The sequence below is a fragment of the Rothia nasimurium genome (assembly GCF_049068285.1).
GTDB lineage: Bacteria > Actinomycetota > Actinomycetes > Actinomycetales > Micrococcaceae > Rothia > Rothia nasimurium_I.
Genome location: NZ_JBLKPV010000002.1, coordinates 301,162 through 320,755, shown reverse-complemented (window position 1 = coordinate 320,755; position 19,594 = coordinate 301,162). Strand labels below are relative to the sequence as shown.

Here is a 19,594-nt window from a genome sequence, read left to right as displayed (position 1 = left end):
CTCTTGGCCGCCAGCTAGCTAAGACGGCGCGGATTACCCCTTGGGCTTGGGCTGTTTGAGGGCCGCGGTCGATTCCACCGCAACAGCCCGCAGGGGATTCTGCTGGGGAACAGCAGCCGGGTCGGCGGATACCACCAGGTCTTTCGAATCCTCCTTGCCTGCTTGAATGCGGTTGCGCTGCTGAGCCAGGGCCGGGTCAAAGGCGGACGCCGCCGCCTCATCTACCCCGGTAAAGGTCGGTTCAGCTACCGGTTGAGAAGCCGGAGCGGCGGAAGTTTCCGGGGTGGCGGCCTGGGCGGCAGCGGTTGCGGGGGCACCAGCGGGTGCAGCAGCTACCACCGGGTTGGACTGGGTCCAGGGGGCAATCCGCTGGCCCTGCCCGTCCTGCCCCTGCCCGGCAGAAGCCGGGGCGGGGACGTCCTGACCCCGCTGGGCATATTTGGCCTCCAAGCCCGTACCCTCAACGTCCAAATCAGGGATAAGCCGATCGAGGACGCGGGGGAACCACCAGGCCTTCTCACCTAGCAACTGCATCAGGGCCGGAATCAGCGTCATCCGCACAACGAAAGCATCAAACAAGACACCGGCAGCCAGGGCAAAACCGATGGAGGCAATCATGGGATCCCCCGAGAACACGAAGCCCATAAAGACACCGGCCATAATGAGGGCCGCAGCAACAACCACCTTGGAATTATGGTTGAAGCCGATAGTCACCGACGGACGCGCCCCCCGGCCGTGGGCGTAAGCCTCCCGCATGCCGGAGACCAAGAAGACCTGGTAATCCATGGCCAAACCAAAGAGAATACCCACCGCCAGAATCGGCAAGAAAGCCAGCAGGGGGCCGGGCGTGGTGATATTGAAGAGGTGGGAAGCCCAACCCCACTGGTAGATCGCGGTGGTAGCCCCGAGCGCCGCCAGCAGGGAGAAGAGGAAGCCGACGGTTGCGGTCACAGGAACCAGGATTGAACGGAAGACCAGCACCAGAACCAGCAGGGACAGACCCATGACAATAGCTACATACAGAGGCAGAACATCATAGAGGTTCTGGGCGATATCAATAGCCATAGCGGTCATACCGGTCACCGCCAGGTCAGCCTCCCCGTTCTCAACAGCAACAGAGGTATCCCGCAACTGGTGGACCAGCTCAACGGTTGACTCAGCATTCGGACCCTCTGCAGGGATGACCTGGAAGAGCAGGGTCGAGGAATCCTCAGAAACCATGGCGGGCACAGCCGCCTCAACGTTCTCAATACCCAGCAGGCTCTGGCCAACAGCCACCTGGGCGGCGGTGGCCTGCTCAGCTGTGGTTCCATCAGGTAGCTGGGCGGCAACAACCAGGGTGCCGTTGCGGCCCTCACCAAACTCTTCGGTGATGAGCTGGTAGGCCTGGTAAGCGGCAGAATCAGGACGCTGGGACTCAGCCCCCGGCAGGCCAAGACGCATATCGGTGACAGGGGAAGCAATGAAGCCCAGGGCCAGGACGGAGGCAAGAATCGTCAGGGCAGGCTTCTTCAGAATAAGGGCCAGCCAACCGCCCGCCTTCTCCTCACGGTCCCGGGTAGCTGCCGCGGCCTCGTCCAACTCAGCCTGTGAAGCCACCGCGCGGGCCGCATTGCGCTCCTGCACCTGCGCCCAGCGCTTCTTGCTCATCACCTTGGAGCCGATGAGCGACAAAATCGCAGGGGCTAACGTCAGGGCCACAGCCACTGCCAAGAAGACAGAGAAAGCCGCCGCATTGCCCATCACGCCCAGGAAGGGAATACCCACGATATTCAGGGCCAGCAGGGCAATCATGACGGTAATACCGGCAAAGGCAACCGCTGATCCGGAGGTGCCCACCGCCATGGCGATGGAGTGCTGCAGGGGCATACCAGAAGCTAAGTTATTGCGGTGACGGTTCAGAATAAAGAGGGTGTAGTCAATGCCGACAGCCAAGCCCAACATGGTTCCCAAAGCCAGGGTGGTTGAGGTCATCTCAATGACACCCGACAGGGCCAAGGTGCCCAGCGCCGCTGCTGCAACACCGACCAGGGCCATTAGAATCGGCAGGCCAGCAGCCACCAGTGAGCCCAGCATAACCACCAGAATGATGAAGGCAATCAGGATACCGATAATCTCAGCAGTCACGTTCATGTGCGGAGTTTGCATCTCCATGCCCTGGTTGAAGCTCAGGACGAGCCCCTGGGCAGCTAGGGGCTCAAAGGCCGCCCGGGTGTTGGTGAGGGTCTCTTCAGACACCGAGCCAACGTTCTCAGTGAAGGTGACGGTAGCAATCGCAGCCGTCTCATCGGCAGACACCATAGAGGCGCCACTCGACAGATTCAGTAGGGCCCGGTTCTGATCGATAGTCGCCTGGCCCGCAGTAGCCTGGGCGAGGCCGTCCTGCAGGGCAGTGCGCTGCTCATTCAGCTGGGCCTGGGCAGCCTCAAGCTCAGCCCACATCTGCTCGGTCGGCTGGAAATTCTCCAACCCAGCACGCTGCTCATCGAGCTGCCGCTGGCCCTCATCAAGCTGGGCCTGACCCGCATCGAGCTGGGCCTGGGCCTCTTCAAGCTGGGCCTGGGCGGCCTCCAGCTCACCGAAAGCCTCCGGGGGAGCACCCTGCTCCTCCAAGGCACGACGCTGCTCATCGAGCTGGCGACGCTGGTCATCAAGCTGGGTACGCTGCTCTTCAAGGGTACGGCGCTGCTCATCAAGAGCAGCCTGAGCCTCATTGAACTGATCCCAGGCCTCCTGCGGGGCCTCACCCCGCTCAAAACGGGCGCGAGTCTCATCAAGTTTTGCTTGCGCCTCATTCAGCTGGGCCTCGCCCTCCCGGGCAGGAGCCAACTGGGCATCCAACTCAGCCTGGCCAGCATCAAGCTGGGCCCGGCCGTCCGCAAGCTGGGCAGCAACAGCAAAGGGATCCATCGTGCTTTCAACACCGGCAACCCCATCAACAGAGACCAAAGCCGCCGCGAGGGCGTCCTTCTGCGCCTGGGTGAAAGGCTGGTTATCAGCGGTCTGCAAGATCACCGAGCCGGTTGCCGCATTGGCGTTCATACCGAAAGTCTCCTGCAGCTGCTCCTGCACCTGCTGGGCCTCGGTGCCCGGAATCGTAATCTGGTCAGTCAGCGTACCCTTGAAAGCCGCGTATGAACCGCCAACACCGGCTAGCAGCAATACCCACACGAGTACTACAGCCCAGGCCTTTCGGGCTGCCAGCAGGCCTAGTTTATAGAGAAAATTAGCCATAATGAGTCTTCTTTAGTTTCCGTTCAGTGGTTCAGTCTGTGAAAAATCAGGGCGGCCTGCGCTCACCCGGTCCATCGCCCACAGGATGTACGGGGTGATTTGGGTCGTATCGGTAATCGCCTCAAACTTTCCATCGGGCGACAGCTCATCCACCGCCCGGGCCAAGCCAAAAGCGATGGAATGGCAGAGGGAGGTGGCATAGATAGCCAGTTCGTACTTCTGCTCGGTGGTGAGGTCGCTGGAAGCCAACACTTCTTCGGTGTCCTCCCGGGCGAGCCTGCCCAAGACCTGGGAGGTGTAGGTGCTCATGGCGCCCTCGTCCCGCTCTACCATGGCAAGGGCCAGGCGGGTTGCCCGGATGAGGGCCTCATGGCCGTCCAAATTGCTCACCCGGTCCCGGAACCTTTGCTCAACCAGGAGGGGGAGGTCTTTCACGGTGGCTGGGTGAAGGCCGGTGCTGCCAGCGGGGAGAGAGCGGCTCTCATTGCAGCTGGTGAGCTCATGGACGTACTCGCTGAGCCTGGCCAGCAGGATATCGTCCAGGCCGGGAAAGTGGTTGAAAATTGTGCGCTCTGAGACTTCGGCCTGTTCGACCAGGGCCTTGGTGGTGAGAGCCTTGTGCCCCTGAGACAGAACTATCTGTTCGGCGGCATCCAAGATGGACGTCCGGGTGGCGGCCTTCCGTTGCCGTCGTCTATCTAAGGTGAGAGATGATGTCATGTAACTACAGTAACTGCAAAAATGCAGTTTCTGCAAAAAGATGGGTGGAAGCTCTCAGTCACTGACCTTCTGCCAGTGTCTGTACTTAGTCCCACGGGTAGGTGAATAGACACCTACCCGTGGGACTAACTACAGACACACAGCGTTTATGCGGCGGAGCGCACTCCATGGCTCAGCAACATCCGTCGAATTGATTCAGGGCTGTGCATGAGCTCAGACCAGGTAGCGCGGACGACCGTCCACCCCTCATTGCGAAGTTCCCGCTCCCGCAGGACGTCCTTGTGGATCCGGTCATCCCCTGAACCAAACCTGCCCGTGTACTTAAAGCGACCATCAACCTCCAAAATCAACCGCAAGTGGGGCCAGGCAAAATCGGGGCGGTAAAGGGCACCTGACCGGGTACGCACCTCCCACTGTTGCACAGGACGTTCGAGCCCCCACTCGCAGATACGCAGCAGGGCAAGTGACTCCAAAATCGATTCGCAGTGCAAACTCATGACGGGAAGGATCCGCCTGGCAGACCGCACGCCCTTGCCCCGAACCTGGGAGAGGGCCTCGGTTGCTTCTGCCCACGTCACTAGATTTTTATTCAACATATGGTTGGTAATGGCCAGCGCCTGTAAGAAAGAACTCGATGCCAGGCAGTCGATGATGACGTGAAGCGGGGAGGCCACCAGTACCCCGTCAATGAGCCGGGCCTGCTCAACGACCTGCGGCCTGTTTCTGTGAAAGAGGATCCGCTGGTTTGTCACGTTATATGTTTTTGCCACTGACACATGAACCTTAGTGGGCAGTTTCAGCAAGGGGGCTCCCCACATGAGTGCTGCTGATTCATGGCTAATGACCCGATTTTCGCCAGAGAGGGCTATGGCATGGATCCGGGTGAGGGCGTGGTCGGTCTCGTCAAAGTCTCGGGCCAGCTCAGGGCGCAGGTAGATGCCTCGGCATACCCGGGTGAGGTGGCCGGTTTGGACGCGTCGGCTGATAGTGCTTTTGCTGAAGCCCTCAAGCTCCAGCTGCTGGGAGGTTTTCAGGGCAGAAAGAACTTTGATACTCATGGCAAAACAATGGCTCAGATTTGCCGTCGGCACAAGTGAGAGGCATATTCTGTGGATAACTTCTGCAATACCTGGGTCATATTCTGAAGCCTGTGGAAAACCTGACCACCGGGCGATTCCGTGAGTGTCTGTACTTAGTCCCACGGGTAGGTGAATAGACACCTACCCGTGGGACTACATACCTACCTTTAGGGGCGGACGGGGTTAGCCCTGGCCGTCCCGGATCTTCTGGTGGTACTCGCGGTGGGTAGCCCCAATCTCAGACAGGGCATAGAACCAGCGGATATGGTGGGCAACAGCCTGCTGGGCCTCCTCGGGCTTCCCGGAGGCTACAGCCTGGTAAATGGCAAGGTGCTGGCTCTGCAGTTCACGTTTGGTGGCGGCCCAGTCATCAAGATAGGGCACCGCCTCCTGCACATAGCCCACGGTGGCCAAGTGCAGGGAGTCAATGACGGTGTCCATGACGATATTGCCACCCAGGGACGAAATCTCATAGTGGAAGCGGGTATCGCAGAAGTGGAAGCGGTCGTTGGGAATCTCGGGGGAGTCCATCTCATCGAGATAAGACCGGGCCGTAGCCAAAGCCTTCGTTCTGCGGACGGAGGCCGGGGCAGTCGCTGCCCGGGCGGCGGCTTCACCTTCAAGCAGGATACGGGTATTGACGATATCTTCCACCGGCAGGGTCCGGGTTGCAATGTGCATCCGCAGGGCCCAGCCCAGGGCGTCCGAAGGTTCAGACACCACAACAGCCCCTGCCTTAGGGCCTGAGCCAACGCCCGACCGAATCAGGCCAACAGCTGAAAGAATCCGAAGGGCCTCGCGCACAGAAGCTCGGGAAATACCGAAATCCTCTGCCAGGGTGCGTTCGCCTGGAAGGCGGTCGCCAACTCGCAGCTGCCCGTGGCGGAGCTGGTTCTCAATCGAGGAGAGCAAGGGGGAGTAAGTGGGCTCTTTTTCTTTCACGCGCTGACCTTTGGGAAGTAAAAGGGTGGGGAGGGAAAAGTAAAGTGGCTCGGGTCAAGGTTATAGAAAGGGGCGGTACATAACCAAGGTGTTACGTACCGCCCCTCAACTGGTTTATACCTGAATTAGGTATGTGGCTTAGTGGCCGGCCAGGTAGGGCTCAACCAGCAGGCCGGAGAGCACGGTTGCCTGCAGGAGGACCAGGACACAGATAGCCAGCAGCAGGACGAAGGACCAGCCAACGACTGACTTCATGAGGACAGACTCCTTGCCCTCCATGTTCACTGCGGTTGCAGCGATGGCCAGGGACTGGGGTGAGATCATCTTGCCCACAACACCACCGGTGGTGTTAGCAGCCAGCATGAGTTCGGGGTGGGCACCGGTCATGCCACCTTCTTGCAGGTGCTCAGCTGCGGTGACCTGCAGCTTGGAGAAGAGGGCGTTTGCTGAGGTGTCGGAGCCGGTGACGGCGGTGCCGACCCAGCCGAGGACGGGTGCCAGGAAGGCGTAGGCTACGCCGAGGGAGGCGACGTATTCACCGATGGCAACGGTCTGGCCGGAGTAGTTCATGACGAAGGCTAGGGCCAGAACCAGGGCGATGGTGACTGCGGACCAGCGCATCTTGAAGGCTACGGCGCCGATTTCCTTGATGGCGTCGCCCATGGAGATCTTGTACTTGCCGTTTTCGTTGAAGATGCCGTAGAGGACAGCTACCAGCAGACCTGAGATGAGCAGGTAGGTGCCGGGGTTGCCGAGCCAGGCCCAGGAGTAGGCGGAGTTGACGGGGTCGCCGGAGGCGGTCAGCAGGCGGTCGCTGAGCAGGGGCATTTCGAACTTGATGGCGGTGGACTTGAGCCACTTGACCAGTGGGTCGTAGAGGTTGGCGACACCGAAGATGATGACAACAACCAGGTAGGGCATGAGGGCCATCCAGATGCGGCGGCCGGGCAGGTGCTCGATTTCGAGGGGTGCGGTGATGCCGTAGCGTTCGCGGACGCCTTCAACGCCGCGGGGCTTGACGAAGCGGAGGAAGACAACGGCTGCTGCGATGGAGACGATGCAGGCTACGACGTCGGTGAGCTGGTAGACGAAGTAGGTTGCGGCCCACCACTGGGCGACACCGAAGGAGGCGCCGATGACGGCTGCGTGCATCCAGGCGTCCTTGAGGCCCTTTACGCCGTCCAGGATCCAGAGGAGGATGAAGGGGACGAAGAAGGCGACGAAGGGGGCCTGGTGGCCGACGAGGGCTGCGATGACGGTGGCGTCCTTGCCGCCAACTTCACCGGCGGTGGTGATGGGGATGGCCACGGCGCCGAAGGCCACGGGGGCGGTGTTGGCGATGAGGACGGTGGTGGCTGCCTTGAGGGGCTTGACGCCCAGGGCCAGGATCATGGTTGCGGTAATAGCGACGGGGGCGCCGAAGCCTGCGAGGGCTTCGAGGAGGCCGCCGAAGCAGAAGGCGATCAGGATGGCCTGGATGCGGAGGTCGCCGCCGCCGATGAGGTCGAAGGTGCGGCGGAGGTCTTCAAAGCGGCCGGAGAGTACGGTGACCTGGTAGAACCAGATGGCCATGAGGATAACCCAGACGATGGGGAAGAGGCCGTAGATGCCGCCGCGGAAGGCTGACATGCCTGCCAGGTCCCAGGGCATACCGAAGCCGAAGATGGCGACGAGCAGGGCGACGAGCAGGGAGACGAGGCCAGAGACGTGGGCTCGGGCCTTGACGCCGAGCAGCATGACGAAGAAGGCGATCAGGGGCAGGGTTGAGACGAGTGCGCTCAGTGCCAGAGATCCACCGACTGCGTCGGTTACAGCGGTGTAAGTGTTTTCCACTGTGTTCTCCTTTGGGTGAATGATGGGATGGCTGACCGGTTCTGCTGTGAATTGGTGAGCCAACAAAATTGAGGTCCAACCTTCTGTGGTCAGACCATTGTTTTTCGAGAGATACATTACAGGACGCTCATCACAGACAACAAGCTGGAGCCAGGTTTTGAGGTGATTTTTTTTCTGGACGTGGGGGAGGTTGGTTTCTGGGGTATTTTTGGCTGGTTTTGTGTGTGTCTTTGCGTGTTTATGTTGGTTTTCGTGGGGCTGTGGGCGTGGGGCCGGACGGAGGGGCAAAAGGGCTGTCTTTGAAGGTCTAGCTATTGGGTCCTGCGTGGTCTGACCATAGAAACCATTTGCTCAGGAAAATATGCGCTATTTAAAGTGCTATAAATGCAAAGCAATCGTGTTAAATGAAGGGTGAAGAGATACATCTAACCAGGCACCCCACTTGCACTGATGAGCCGATCCCACCGGCCCCGCGTCCTGAAACCCAAGGCAACGGCGCTGCGGCCCCGCAGAACCCAAGCAGGAGCCCCACGGAAGAAGGTAAAGATATGCGTGTTGCACTGTTCTCAACGTGCATTGTCGACGCAATGTACCCCAAGGTTGCTGAAGCAACCGTGACCATTCTGGAGCGCCTCGGCCACGAGGTTGTCTTCCCCCAGGGGCAGACCTGCTGCTCCCAGATGCACGTCAACTCCGGCTACTTTGACGACGCCTACCCGATCGTCAAGAACCACGTTGACGCATTCAGCGAATGGGACTTTGACGCCATCGTCGCCCCCTCCGGCTCCTGCATTGCCTCCCTCGGCCACCAGCAGCCCATGATTGCAGAGCGGGCAGGCGACGACGCCACCGCTCAGGCAGCAGCCTCCCTGGCAGCCCGCTCCTTCGAACTGGCCCAGTTCCTGATCGACGTCTGCGGCATTACCAACGCCGCAGAACAGCTGGGCTCCTACTTCCCCGAGAAGGTTACCTACCACTCCTCCTGCCACGGCATGCGCCTGCTGGGCCTGGGCACCCGCCAGGAAGACCTGATCCGCACCGTGGGCGGCCTGGAATACACCCAGATTGACGGTCTGGACCAGTGCTGTGGCTTCGGCGGCACCTTCTCCTTCAAGAACGCAGATACCTCCGGCGCTATGGTCGCCGACAAGGTAGAAAACATTGAAGCAACCGGCGCGTCCGTCTGCACCGGCGGCGACTCATCCTGCCTCATGAACATTGGCGGTGCCCTCTCCCGCAAGGACTCCCCGGTTCAGACCGTCCACTTCGCAGAGATCCTCGCATCCACCAAGGAAAACCCGCTCAAGGTCAGCGGTCCCGTAGCTGTTACCGCAGGAGGTAAGTAAGACATGTCAACCACCGCACTCGGCATGCCCAAGGTCCGCCACGGCGTCGGCAACATCTTCGAATTTGAGCCCTTCCCCGAATACGCTGAACGCGAGCTCCAGAACGAGCAGCTCCGCGCCAACCTGGGCTTTGCCACCCACAAGATTCGCACCAAGCGAGCCAACGTCACCAGCGAGCTGCCTGACTGGCAGGATCTGCGCACCGCAGGTTCCATGATTAAGCAGAAAGTCATGGCCAACCTGGACACCTACCTGGAAGAGTTCGAAAAGAACTTCACCGCCCGCGGCGGCCACGTCCACTGGGCTCGCGATGCCCACGAGGCCAACGAAATCGCCCTCAAGCTGATCAAGGCTGAAGGCGTCACCGAGGTCAACAAGATTAAGTCCATGGCTACCGCCGAAACCGGCCTCAACGAGTTCCTCGAAGAGCACGGTATCTCCGCCATTGAAACCGACCTGGCAGAAGAAATCGTCCAGCTGGGCGACAACGACCGCCCCTCCCACATCCTGGTGCCCGCGATCCACCGCAACCGCACCGAGATCCGCGACATCTTCCTCAAGAAGATTGAGGGCGTCAACCCCAACCTGACCGACGACCCCGCCGAACTGGCCGAAGCCTCCCGCTTCCGCCTGCGCGAGAAGTTCCTGACCAACAAGGTCGCTATCTCCGGCGTCAACTTCGGTATCGCCGAAACCGGCACCATGACCATCGTCGAGTCTGAGGGTAACGGCCGTATGTGCCTGACCCTGCCCGACACCCTGATTACCTTCATGGGTATCGAGAAGCTCCTGCCCACCTTCCAGGACCTTGAGGTCTTCACCCAGCTGCTGCCCCGTTCATCCACCGGTGAGCGCATGAACCCCTACACCTCCATGTGGACCGGTGTCACCCCCGGCGACGGCCCCCAGAACCTGCACGTCATCCTCATGGATAACGGCCGCACCGCTGCCCTGGCCGACCAGGTTGGCCGCCAGGCCCTGCACTGCATCCGTTGCTCAGCCTGCATGAACGTCTGCCCTGTCTACGAACGCGCAGGTGGCCACGCTTACGGCTCCACCTACCCCGGCCCCATCGGCTCCATCCTCTCCCCCCAGCTGGGCGGTATTGAGAACCAGTTCAACGCCACCCTGCCCTACGCCTCCTCCCTCTGCGGTGCCTGCTACGAGGCCTGCCCCGTCAAGATCAACATCCCCGACGTGCTGGTTCACCTGCGCGGCAAGGCCGTTGACCACGAGAAGGCCCAGGGTGAATTCGCTGGCGGCAAGAAGGACCGCCACATCCAGATGGACGCCATGATGTTCGGCGCTAAGAAGCTCTTCAGCTCCGGCAAGCTCATGGCCCTGGCCACCAAGGGCCTGCCTGCCTCCAAGCTGATCACCGGCAAGAAGGGCAAGATCACCAAGCTTCCCGGTATCGTCGGCGGCTGGACCGAGTACCGTGACATCCCCGAGCCCCCCAAGACCTCCTTCCGTAACCAGTGGAAGAAGGAACGCGGCGACGCCCCCAAGCGCGTCGGCGGTGAGCGGGTTGACCTGCAGGCCATCATTGCCGCCAACCAGGCCAAGATCGCTGAAGCCCACGCCAACGCTGAAACTGCTAACCCCATTGCCCCCAAGGAGGCTAACTAATGTCTGATGCCAAAGCAGAAATCCTCGGCCGCATCCGCGCCTCCCTCTGGGACAACCCCCAGCCTGCTGAGCCGATCCGCAACTACCGCCGCGAGAGCGACAAGAACCTCGAAGAAATCATCGAGATGCTGGTTGACCGCCTGATCGACTACAAGGCCAACGTCTACCACGAGACGGCAGACACCATTGCAGATCGCGTCGGCGAGCTGCTGGGCAAGTCCTCCCGCTACGTGGTTCCCACCGGCCTGAACGCCGCCTGGCTGCCCGAGGATACCGCCTCCCGCTCCCGCGTCGTCGATTCCGGCAACGCCAACAAGCCTGGCGCTCTTTCCGTGCGTGAGCTGGACGCCATCGACGCTGTGGTGACCTCCTCAACCGTCTCTTGCGCTGAAACCGGCACTATCGCCCTGAACAGCTCCGACGAAGAGGGCCGCCGCGCCATCACCCTGGTGCCCGACCACCACATCTGCGTGGTACCGGTCGACACCATCGTTGAGCTGATCCCTGAAACCGTCTCCCGCCTGGACTACACCAAGCCGGTGACCTGGATTTCTGGCCCCTCCGCTACCTCAGACATCGAGCTGATCCGCGTTGAGGGCGTCCACGGCCCCCGTACCCTGGACGTCATCATCCTCAAGTAAGCCCTAGCCTGCTTTCACGGCGTCATACTCCGCCTGCTTTTCTCCGCCAGAGGGGGAAGGCAGGCGGAGTTTTGCTGTTAGGCTAGGGCAGGTAGGAATTGGCTTGTTCGCTGGAGGGCAGCATGCGTTTAGCTCAGAGTTCTGACCGGGTTGTTGGTGTTGACCTGGCCCGTTGGGTGGCCCTGGTGGCCATGTTTGTGGCGCATACGGCCCCGTCCGCCGGGCCAGCTAATCTTCTGGCCTATGCTGATTTTCTGACGGCCCCCCTCTTCGCGGTTTTGCTGGGGGCAGCGGCCCGGTTTTCGTCGTCGACGATGAGTTTCCCGGCCCTGTTTGCAAGTTCTGTTGTTCGGGGAATCGCCCTGGTGGCATTGGGGCTGTATCTGGGTACCTGGGGTGCCCAGGTTGATATTGTGCTTCAGTATTTGGGCGTGCTGGCTATTGTGATTGCCCCGCTTGTTTTTTTGCCGGCCTGGGCCTTGGGGCTTATCGGTGCGGCCGCCTGGTGGGTGGCTCCGCTGGCGTCCACCTATTTTGTTCAGGACGCAGCCGCGGCGGCGTCCGCTGGCTGGTGGAGGTCCTACGCCTATGACTGGCTGGTGACGGGCCAGCACTACCAGGTGCTGACCCTGCTGGTCTACGCCTGCGTGGGTGCTCTTCTGGCTTCTGGGCTGGAACGCTGGGGAGCCGCTGGGGACGCTGCTGTTGCGGTTGCTGCTACAGGTGCGCTTGCTGCTGTGTTCTGGTACCTTCCCTCAGCTGGGCTGACCCTCGTGCCCTATTCTGTGTCCCGTATTGAGATTGCTGTCAGCCTCCTGCTGGTGACGGCTTCGGTGGGCTGGTGCTGCCTGCTGGCCCGGGCTGTGGGGGACAAGGAACAGCTGGTTGCCCCCGTCCTGTATGCAGGGCGCATGACTCTCACCCTCTACGTCCTGCAGGTTGCTGCGCTGGCTGCCTATAGCGCCTATGCTCCCGGGTATGGCTGGCCCGCCTCGGATGACTCCTGGTATATGCTGGCAGGTCTGGTTGTCGGGGCTTCCCTTTTTGCCCTGGTGTGGCGGCATTTCCTGGGGGCGACGGCCCTCTACCGGGGCCCGCTTGAAACGATTTTGGCCCTGCTGACCGGCAGGGGCTAACAACGAATCTAGGAGCCCCATGAAACAAGGAACCACCTGGCTGCGGGTATTGATAGCAGCTGTTTTGACCCTGACCTGGCTGGCTGTGGCCGGGATTGGCGGGCCCTACTTCGGAAAAATCTCCGAGGTCTCAACCAACTCCCAGACTGACTTTCTGCCCGCCTCCGCTGAATCCACCCAGGTGGTAGAGCAGCAGGGCGACTTCCTGGGCACCGACGCGGTGCCCGCGATTCTTGTCTTTGAAGCTGATGGTTCCCTCACCGATGCCCACCGCACCTACCTAGAGGGTCTCACCGGCCAGCTGGCGGCGTCCGGCACTTTCTCCGGTGAAAGCTCGCCCGTCATTTACTCAGAGGACGGCCGGGCAGCAGAGCTCATTCTGCCCATCTCCACCGACCAGGAGACCCGAACCGTTGTCGATAACATCCGGGCCGAGATAACCCAGGCCCCCGACGGCCTCACCGGCTACGTGACCGGCCCGGCCGGCTTCTCGGCCGACCTGGTTGAGGTATTTGGCGGTATCGACGGCATCCTGCTGGCAGTTGCCCTGATTGTGGTCTTCGTGATTCTGCTGGTGGTCTACCGCTCGCCCCTGCTGCCCATTATCGTGTTGACCAGCTCGATGGTTGCCCTCTCGGGTGCTATCTTCGTTATCTGGCATATGGCGAATGCCGGCTGGGTGATGATCAACGGTCAGGTGCAGGGAATCCTGCTGATTCTAGTGGTTGGTGCTGCAACCGACTACTCCCTGCTCTACGTAGCCCGCTACCGTGAGGCCCTCACCCAGTACGTTTCGCGCTGGGACGCTACCCGGGCTGCCTGGCGCGGGTCCCTTGAGCCGATTCTGGCCTCCGGCGGCACGGTGATTGCGGGCCTGCTGTGTCTGCTGCTCTCTGAGCTGTCGTCGAACAAGGCCCTGGGACCCGTGGCCGCTACCGGCATCGTGCTGTCTATGCTGGCCTCACTGACCTTCCTGCCCGCCGTCCTGGCCCTGCTGGGCAGGGTAGCCTTCTGGCCTGCCCGTCCCCGCTATTCCGCTGAGGTTAAGGACGCCTCAGCCGGCTTCTGGGCAAAAATTGCGGCTTTCGTGTCGGGCAAGCCCCGCACAGTCTGGCTGGTCACGGCTCTGGCGCTGGCTATCTTCGCAGGCTTTTCTGCGACTTTCCAGGCTGACGGGGTGCGCCAGTCTGACCTGGTGCTGGGGCAGTCCCAGGCACGGGACGGCCAGAATGTGCTGGCTGAACACTTCCCCGGTGGCTCAGGCTCCCCGGCAAATGTAATTGTGCCTGCTGCCGAGCAAGATACCGCAGTGGCTGCCCTCGACGGGCTCGACGGGGTGAGCTCCATTGCCGCGATCGCCCAGGAGTCACCCGCTGGTACTGTGCCGGTGGGCGCTTCTGCTGAGTCAGTGCCGCCGGTTTTTGCCGGTATTGCCCCCACTGAAGTTGAGGGGCGCGTCATGCTCCAGGTGACCCTGGCTGACCCCGCCGACTCACCGCAGGCAGAAGAGACTGTGCGCCAGATGCGCGAGAGCCTTGCCAGCGCAGCTCCCGGCTCGCTGGTCGGTGGGACGACTGCGTCCGCCCTCGATACCATCGATAGTGCCCAGCGCGACCGCGCCCTCATCATCCCGGTGGTGCTTGTTGTTATCACCCTGATTCTGATGGTTCTGCTGCGCTCGATTCTGGCCCCGCTGATGCTGGTGGCTGCCACGGTGCTGTCGTACCTCACTGCCCTGGGCGTTTCGGCCCTGGTCTTTAACCACGTGTTCAACTTCCCCGGTGCCGACCCCACTGTACCTCTCTACGGTTTCGTATTCCTGGTCGCTCTGGGGATCGACTACACCATCTTCCTGATGACCCGCGTGCGGGAAGAAGCCCTGCATCAGGGGACCGAACAGGGCCTACGAACGGCGCTGGTGGCAACCGGCGGGGTCATCACGTCCGCAGGAATCGTGCTTGCGGCAACCTTCGCTGCCCTGGGCGTCATCCCGCTCATCTTCCTGGCCCAGCTTGCCTTCATCGTCGCTTTTGGCGTACTGCTCGACGCCACCGTAGTGCGAGCCCTGCTGATACCCGCCCTCGTGGAAGATATCGGCAAGAAAATCTGGTGGCCCTCGAAGCTCTCCCGCTGAATCTAGCTCGCTGAGCCGCCGCCCGAAGTCCATGCAAAAGGGCCTCCCTGTGTGCCAGGGAGGCCCCAATTTTTTGAGTTCAGGTGATTAGTCGGCCAGGAACTTCAGGTAGTCAGCAACGAACTGATCGACGTTCTTCTGCTGCTCTTCGTCCAGTTCTAGCTTGCCGGTGCCCCAGGCCTCGCCGGGGATGCGGATGCCCAGGCCCTCGCCCTCCATCAGGTTGGCGCGGACGTAGGGAACCAGGTGACGCAGGTGCTCGCGCACGAACTTGCCGTAGGTGGAGTTGGCCACCGAGGCGATACCGACCTTCTTGCCGTTGAGAACGGTGGGGGTGTCCTTATCCCCGGCAACGACGGCGCGGGACGCCCAGTCGATGAGGTTCTTGAGGCGGGCGGGGTAGGAGCCGTTGTATTCGGGGGAGACGATGATGAGGCCGGACGCAGCCCCGATGTCGGCGCGGAGCTTTTCGACGGAGGACGGGGTGGGGAACTCGCTGTTCTGGCTGAGCAGGGGGATATCGGAGTAGTCGTAGACTTCTGCGGGTTGGCCTGCTGCGGTTAGGGCAGTGGCCAGCTGCTGGGCGAGCTGGGTGTTGAAGGAGCCGACGCGGTCGGAGCCTGAGATGATGAGTACCTGGGATGCCATGATTTTCCTTTCAGTTCTGTAACTTTTGTCAATAACTATAACCCCGTAAAACTTTACAGAGCAAGTAAATTTTTCGGTATGTTACGGCCAGGGCCTTCCGCTGGAAAAGCAGATGTGCCGGAAAACTTCATATGTTCCGTTAAAGCCGTTACATATGAAGGTTTCCGGCACACTTGCCCCAGGCGCGGGGCATAGAAAAACCGCCCCCGGCTAGAGCCAGAGGCGGTTTGCTTGGTCGGGATGACAGGATTTGAACCTGCGGCCTCGTCGTCCCGAACGACGCGCGCTACCAAGCTGCGCCACATCCCGATGTGGTGATACCCTGCGGTACCAACAACCTCTCAAGTATAACGTGCAGGTGTGGAGCCTGCCAAATTGCAAGAGAAGGTAAGGCACCGCTGGGCGCCGTTGACCAGCGTTGCTACTGTCTACCGTAAGCCAACATCACAGGGTTTGCCAAGAGGGGCAACCCTAGGGCGGTAACAATAGATCTTATTTGCCGGTCGAGTTGTTCTCTTCCCAGGCTGTGACCATCTGGGCGAACCTGCCGCCCTGGCTGACGAGATCGGCGGGGGAGCCGTCCTCAACCACCCTGCCGTTGGCCACCACCAGCACCCGGTCGGCCGTAAGCACGGTCGAGAGCCGGTGGGCAATGACCAGGGAGGTGCGGCCTGCCAGCAGGGACTCCAAGCCCCGCTGCACCAGCTTCTCGGTGGGAATATCGAGGGAGGCGGTGGCTTCATCAAGAATGAGGACGGCCGGGTCAGCCAGGAAGGCCCGGGCAAAGGAAATCAGCTGCCGCTGGCCCGCCGACACCCTGCCGCCGCGCGTTGCCAGGTTGGTGTCAAAGCCCTGGGGCAGGCCCATGATGAAGTCATAGGCCCCCACCTTACGGGCTGCCTCGAAGACCTCCTCATCACTGGCCTCCGGGTTGCCCAGCCGAATGTTATCGGCCACGCTTCCCTTGAAGAGGAAGGCCTCCTGGGTGACCATGACCACCTCCCGGCGCAGCTGCTCATCGGTCAGATTACGCAGGTCTACCCCGTCCAGGCGCAGAGAACCGGCCGTGACATCGTAGAAGCGAGCTACCAGCTTAGCGATAGTGGACTTACCGGCCCCCGTCGCCCCCACCAGGGCCAGGCGCTGCCCCGCAGGAATATCGAGATTCAGGCGGTGCAGGGCGGGGCGTCCTGCCACGTACTCGAACTCCACCCCCTCAAAGACCAGGTGGCCGGACGCCGGACGCTCGCGGCGGGCAGGCACAGCAGGTTCTGCGACCTCGGGCTCTTCAGCCAAGAATCCTGAGACTTTTTCGAGGGCAGAGACCGCCGACTGGAAGAGGTTGTAGTAGTCGGTGAGCATGAAAATCGGCTCAAAGACCCGGTTGGAGTAAATCACCAGGGCCAGCAGGGTACCGGCCTGCATGGTGCCACCCAGAATCGAGTAGCCACCAATGACCAGCACAATTGCCACAAAGGTGTTACCGAGCGCTTGTAGAACGGGGGTGTAGGTGCCAAAAACCTTGATGGACTGCATGACCCTCACCCGGTACTCCTCAGCTGTATCTGCATAGGTGGCGCGGGCGGGGGCTTCAGCGGAGAAGGCCTTGACGGCTCGAAGTCCGGTAAAGGTTTCCGAAAAGCGGGAAATCAGGCGGGCAGAGGCGACCCGGGTCGCCCGGTAGGCCAGTTCGGATTCACGACGGAACCAGCGGGTCAGCCAGGCCACCGGGAGCATGGTGATGAAAAGGGCCAGGCCCGCCCGCCAGTCCATGATGAAGAGCGCTATCACCGTGAACACGATGGAGAGCAGCATGGCAGCTAGTTCCGACAGGCCGGAGTCCAGGAACTGGCGGATCGTATCAAGGTCACTGGTCAGACGGGAAATCACGCGGCCGGAGGTGTAGGTGTCGTGAAAACCAACCGAGAGTTTCTGGGCGTGCTCAAACATGCGCAGGCGCAGGTCATAGAGCACCTGCTGCGAAATCTTGTAGGTCAGCAGGATATTGGCGTAGGTGGCCAGCCCGGCGACAAGTGCCGCCCCCGCATAGAGGGCGGTCAGGGTGAGTGCGTAATTGGCATCCCCGGCTAGAAGAGGAGCCAGGGCGTCGTTGATGGCGGTGGAAATCAGCCAGGGCATGGCCGTGGTCAGGGCCGTTGCAAGGACGACCAGCACCACCGTCAGCACCAGGTGGGCCCGGACCGGCTTGAGGACGTCGAGTAGGAGGGCAAGGGAGCGGCGGCGCACGGCCTTAGCTTCCTCCCGGCTGAGGCTGATCTTATCTTCGGCGTCAGAAATGTTCTTCGGTGCCATGAGCCTAACCCTCCTTCACATCGGTTGCTGGGGCGGGGGCGTCCTGCCCGGGATTCTGCCCGGGGCCGCGCCCCGCGCCGGATCCAGCATCGGCGCTCACTTTAGCGTCAGTGACCGGCAGCGGGGGCAGGGAGGTCTCGGTGCTCATGAGCTCCCGGTAGACCGGGTTGCCCAGCAGCTCGGTGTGGGGCCCTACCGCCAGCACCCGGCCCTGCTCAAGCAGGACGACGCGGTCAGCCAGGGCCACGGTCGAGGGCCGGTGGGCGGTGAGTAGGGTGGTGGTTGAGGTCAGCTCGCTCTTGAGCTTGCCAACGACCTCCTCCTCAGTGGTCACGTCCAGGGCCGAGAGGGGGTCATCGAGAAGCAGGACGGCCGGCTCGGCGGCAATCGCCCGGGCCAGGGAGAGCCGCTGCCGCTGGCCACCAGACAGGCTCATGCCCTCCTCCCCAATGACCGTCTGGATGCCCTCGGGCAGGTCCCAGACGTAACCCGCAGCAGCAACGTCCAGGGCCCGGGCCACCAGGGCATCAAGCTCCGCCTCGGTGTAGCGGCCCCGATCAACCCCCAGCAGGACGTTCTCGCGCACACTGGCTGAAAACAGCAGGGGATCTTCAAAGGCGATCGCCACCTGGGAGCGGAGCTCAGGCAGGGGGAGGGCCGCGATGTCCCGGCCATTGAGGGTGATGATTCCGGCGCTCGCCGTGTAGAGCCTCTGGACCAGGTGCAGGACGGTGGACTTGCCCGACCCGGTGGCCCCCACCAGGGCGATAATTTCGCCGGGGGCGACGTCCAAGGAGAAATCGGTGAGGACGGGGCCTTCCTCCTGGCCGTAGGAGAAGGCAACCTGGGTGAAGCTCAGAGCCGCTGCCCGAGTGGAGACGCTGCGGCTGGGGCGGGCGGTGAGGCTGATGTCCTCCCCGGCTTCGCCCACCATGACCTGCCGGTGGCGGTCCATGGAGACGCTGGCCGCCAGGTACATGGAGAGTAGCATGCCCGAGCGTTCCACCTGGGCGAAGAGGATGGCGGCGGTCGCGAAGAAACTGGTGAGGGCACCGACGGTCAGCTGGCCCTGTTCCACCAGGTTCAGGCCCCAGATCAGACCCAGGGCAAGGGTCACACCGCTGATCAAGCCGGTTTGGAGCCGCACAAGGCCCATAGCCCGGCCCCGCTCAATTTCGAGGTCCCGCAAGTCAGCGGCCCCCTCGGTGAAGCCTGCCAGGGCGTGGGGGCCGCGTCCGAGGGCCTTGAGGACGCGCAGGCCCTGCACCGACTCTTCAACCGTGGTGGCAAGGTCACCGGTCTTTTCCTGGGCTTGCCGGGTCAGTGCCCTAAACCGCAGCACGAACCGCCAGACGCAGAAGAAAGCCAGGGGCAGGGCGGCCAGGAAGAGCAGGCCCAGCTGCCAGGCGCCGGTGAACATGTAGACAGTTCCGACTGTCACCTGCACAGCCACCGTAATGATCTGAATCAGGCCGAAAGCCGTCCAGCGCCGAATGGTGCCCAGATCGCTCATGGCCCGGGTGAGCAGCTGGCCAGAGGGCCAGCGGTCGTGGAAGGCCACGGGGAAACGCAGCAGCCGATCAAAAAGATCAATGCGCATGGTGTTCTCCACCGTGCTGGCCGGTTCAATGACCAGCTGGCGGCGCATAAAGAAGAGGGCCGATTGTAGTAGGCCTAAGGCAAAGACCAGCCCGCCTCCGGCCCAGACCGCGCCAACGGTGGGGGAGTCGGTGAGCATAGCGTCCACAATCCAGCCCAGGGCCTGGGGGATAGAAATGGCAATGACCGCCGCTGCTAGGGCAACGAAGAGACCAGCCACCCAGCGACCCCTGATGGGTTTGGCATAGTTCCAGAGGGTGACCTCCTGTTCTTCCCTTGCCCCGTGGGGGACGGGATCGGGGGTGGGGAGGGGTTTTACACGCAGGAATCTGGAAGCCAT

Annotated in this window: 13 protein-coding genes and 1 tRNA gene; 5 read left to right on the top strand and 9 right to left on the bottom strand. The window is 61.7% G+C overall.

The features are described 5' to 3' along the window. Positions 1–33 precede the first annotated feature (33 nt). The 5 genes from ACMXX3_RS03490 to ACMXX3_RS03470 form a co-directional block, all read right to left on the bottom strand. A complete protein-coding gene (locus tag ACMXX3_RS03490) occupies positions 34–3,234 on the bottom strand; it encodes an MMPL family transporter (protein ID WP_421083369.1) in 3,201 nt (1,066 codons plus the stop codon). Between the two features lie 12 nt (positions 3,235–3,246). After that, entirely contained in the window at positions 3,247–3,954 is a 708-nt protein-coding gene (locus ACMXX3_RS03485) for a TetR/AcrR family transcriptional regulator (RefSeq protein WP_421083368.1), read from the bottom strand. Positions 3,955–4,100: 146 nt separating this feature from the next. Further along, positions 4,101–5,012: a type IV toxin-antitoxin system AbiEi family antitoxin domain-containing protein gene (locus tag ACMXX3_RS03480; protein ID WP_421083367.1), complete on the bottom strand. Its 912-nt coding sequence runs from the start codon at positions 5,010–5,012 to the stop codon at positions 4,101–4,103. Positions 5,013–5,216: 204 nt separating this feature from the next. Continuing rightward, positions 5,217–5,975 (bottom strand): FadR/GntR family transcriptional regulator, encoded by a 759-nt coding sequence (locus tag ACMXX3_RS03475; RefSeq protein WP_421083366.1) that lies wholly within the window; start codon positions 5,973–5,975, stop codon positions 5,217–5,219. Positions 5,976–6,113: 138 nt separating this feature from the next. Then, positions 6,114–7,808 (bottom strand): L-lactate permease, encoded by a 1,695-nt coding sequence (locus tag ACMXX3_RS03470; RefSeq protein ID WP_237188308.1) that lies wholly within the window; start codon positions 7,806–7,808, stop codon positions 6,114–6,116. Positions 7,809–8,356: 548 nt separating this feature from the next. Here ACMXX3_RS03470 and ACMXX3_RS03465 point away from each other — a divergent pair. The 5 genes from ACMXX3_RS03465 to ACMXX3_RS03445 all read left to right on the top strand — a co-directional run bounded on the left by ACMXX3_RS03465 (position 8,357) and on the right by ACMXX3_RS03445 (position 14,694). Further along, positions 8,357–9,154: a (Fe-S)-binding protein gene (locus tag ACMXX3_RS03465; protein WP_421083365.1), complete on the top strand. Its 798-nt coding sequence runs from the start codon at positions 8,357–8,359 to the stop codon at positions 9,152–9,154. Between the two features lie 3 nt (positions 9,155–9,157). Further along, positions 9,158–10,783, top strand: coding sequence for a LutB/LldF family L-lactate oxidation iron-sulfur protein (locus tag ACMXX3_RS03460; protein WP_237188311.1), 1,626 nt, complete (start codon positions 9,158–9,160; stop codon positions 10,781–10,783). Continuing rightward, on the top strand, positions 10,783–11,424 hold the full coding sequence (locus ACMXX3_RS03455; protein ID WP_421083364.1) for a LutC/YkgG family protein: 642 nt from the start codon (positions 10,783–10,785) through the stop codon (positions 11,422–11,424). The genes ACMXX3_RS03460 and ACMXX3_RS03455 overlap by 1 nt, the downstream gene beginning before the upstream one ends. A gap of 122 nt (positions 11,425–11,546) precedes the next feature. Next, entirely contained in the window at positions 11,547–12,560 is a 1,014-nt protein-coding gene (locus ACMXX3_RS03450) for a hypothetical protein (RefSeq protein ID WP_421083363.1), read from the top strand. Between the two features lie 19 nt (positions 12,561–12,579). Continuing rightward, positions 12,580–14,694 (top strand): MMPL family transporter, encoded by a 2,115-nt coding sequence (locus ACMXX3_RS03445; protein ID WP_421083362.1) that lies wholly within the window; start codon positions 12,580–12,582, stop codon positions 14,692–14,694. An 87-nt stretch (positions 14,695–14,781) separates the two neighbouring features. Here the strand turns inward: ACMXX3_RS03445 and ACMXX3_RS03440 are convergent, their stop codons facing one another. The 4 genes from ACMXX3_RS03440 to ACMXX3_RS03425 all read right to left on the bottom strand — a co-directional run bounded on the left by ACMXX3_RS03440 (position 14,782) and on the right by ACMXX3_RS03425 (position 19,594). Next, positions 14,782–15,342, bottom strand: a complete 561-nt coding sequence (locus tag ACMXX3_RS03440) for an NADPH-dependent FMN reductase (RefSeq protein ID WP_237221668.1) — start codon at positions 15,340–15,342, stop codon at positions 14,782–14,784. 232 nt (positions 15,343–15,574) lie between these two features. Next, positions 15,575–15,651 (bottom strand) — tRNA-Pro (locus ACMXX3_RS03435). A gap of 183 nt (positions 15,652–15,834) precedes the next feature. Beyond that, positions 15,835–17,655 carry an ABC transporter ATP-binding protein gene (locus ACMXX3_RS03430; RefSeq protein ID WP_421083361.1) on the bottom strand — a complete coding sequence of 607 codons (1,821 nt, stop codon included), beginning with the start codon at positions 17,653–17,655 and terminating at the stop codon, positions 15,835–15,837. A 4-nt stretch (positions 17,656–17,659) separates the two neighbouring features. Next, on the bottom strand, positions 17,660–19,594 hold the full coding sequence (locus ACMXX3_RS03425; protein ID WP_421083360.1) for an ABC transporter ATP-binding protein: 1,935 nt from the start codon (positions 19,592–19,594) through the stop codon (positions 17,660–17,662).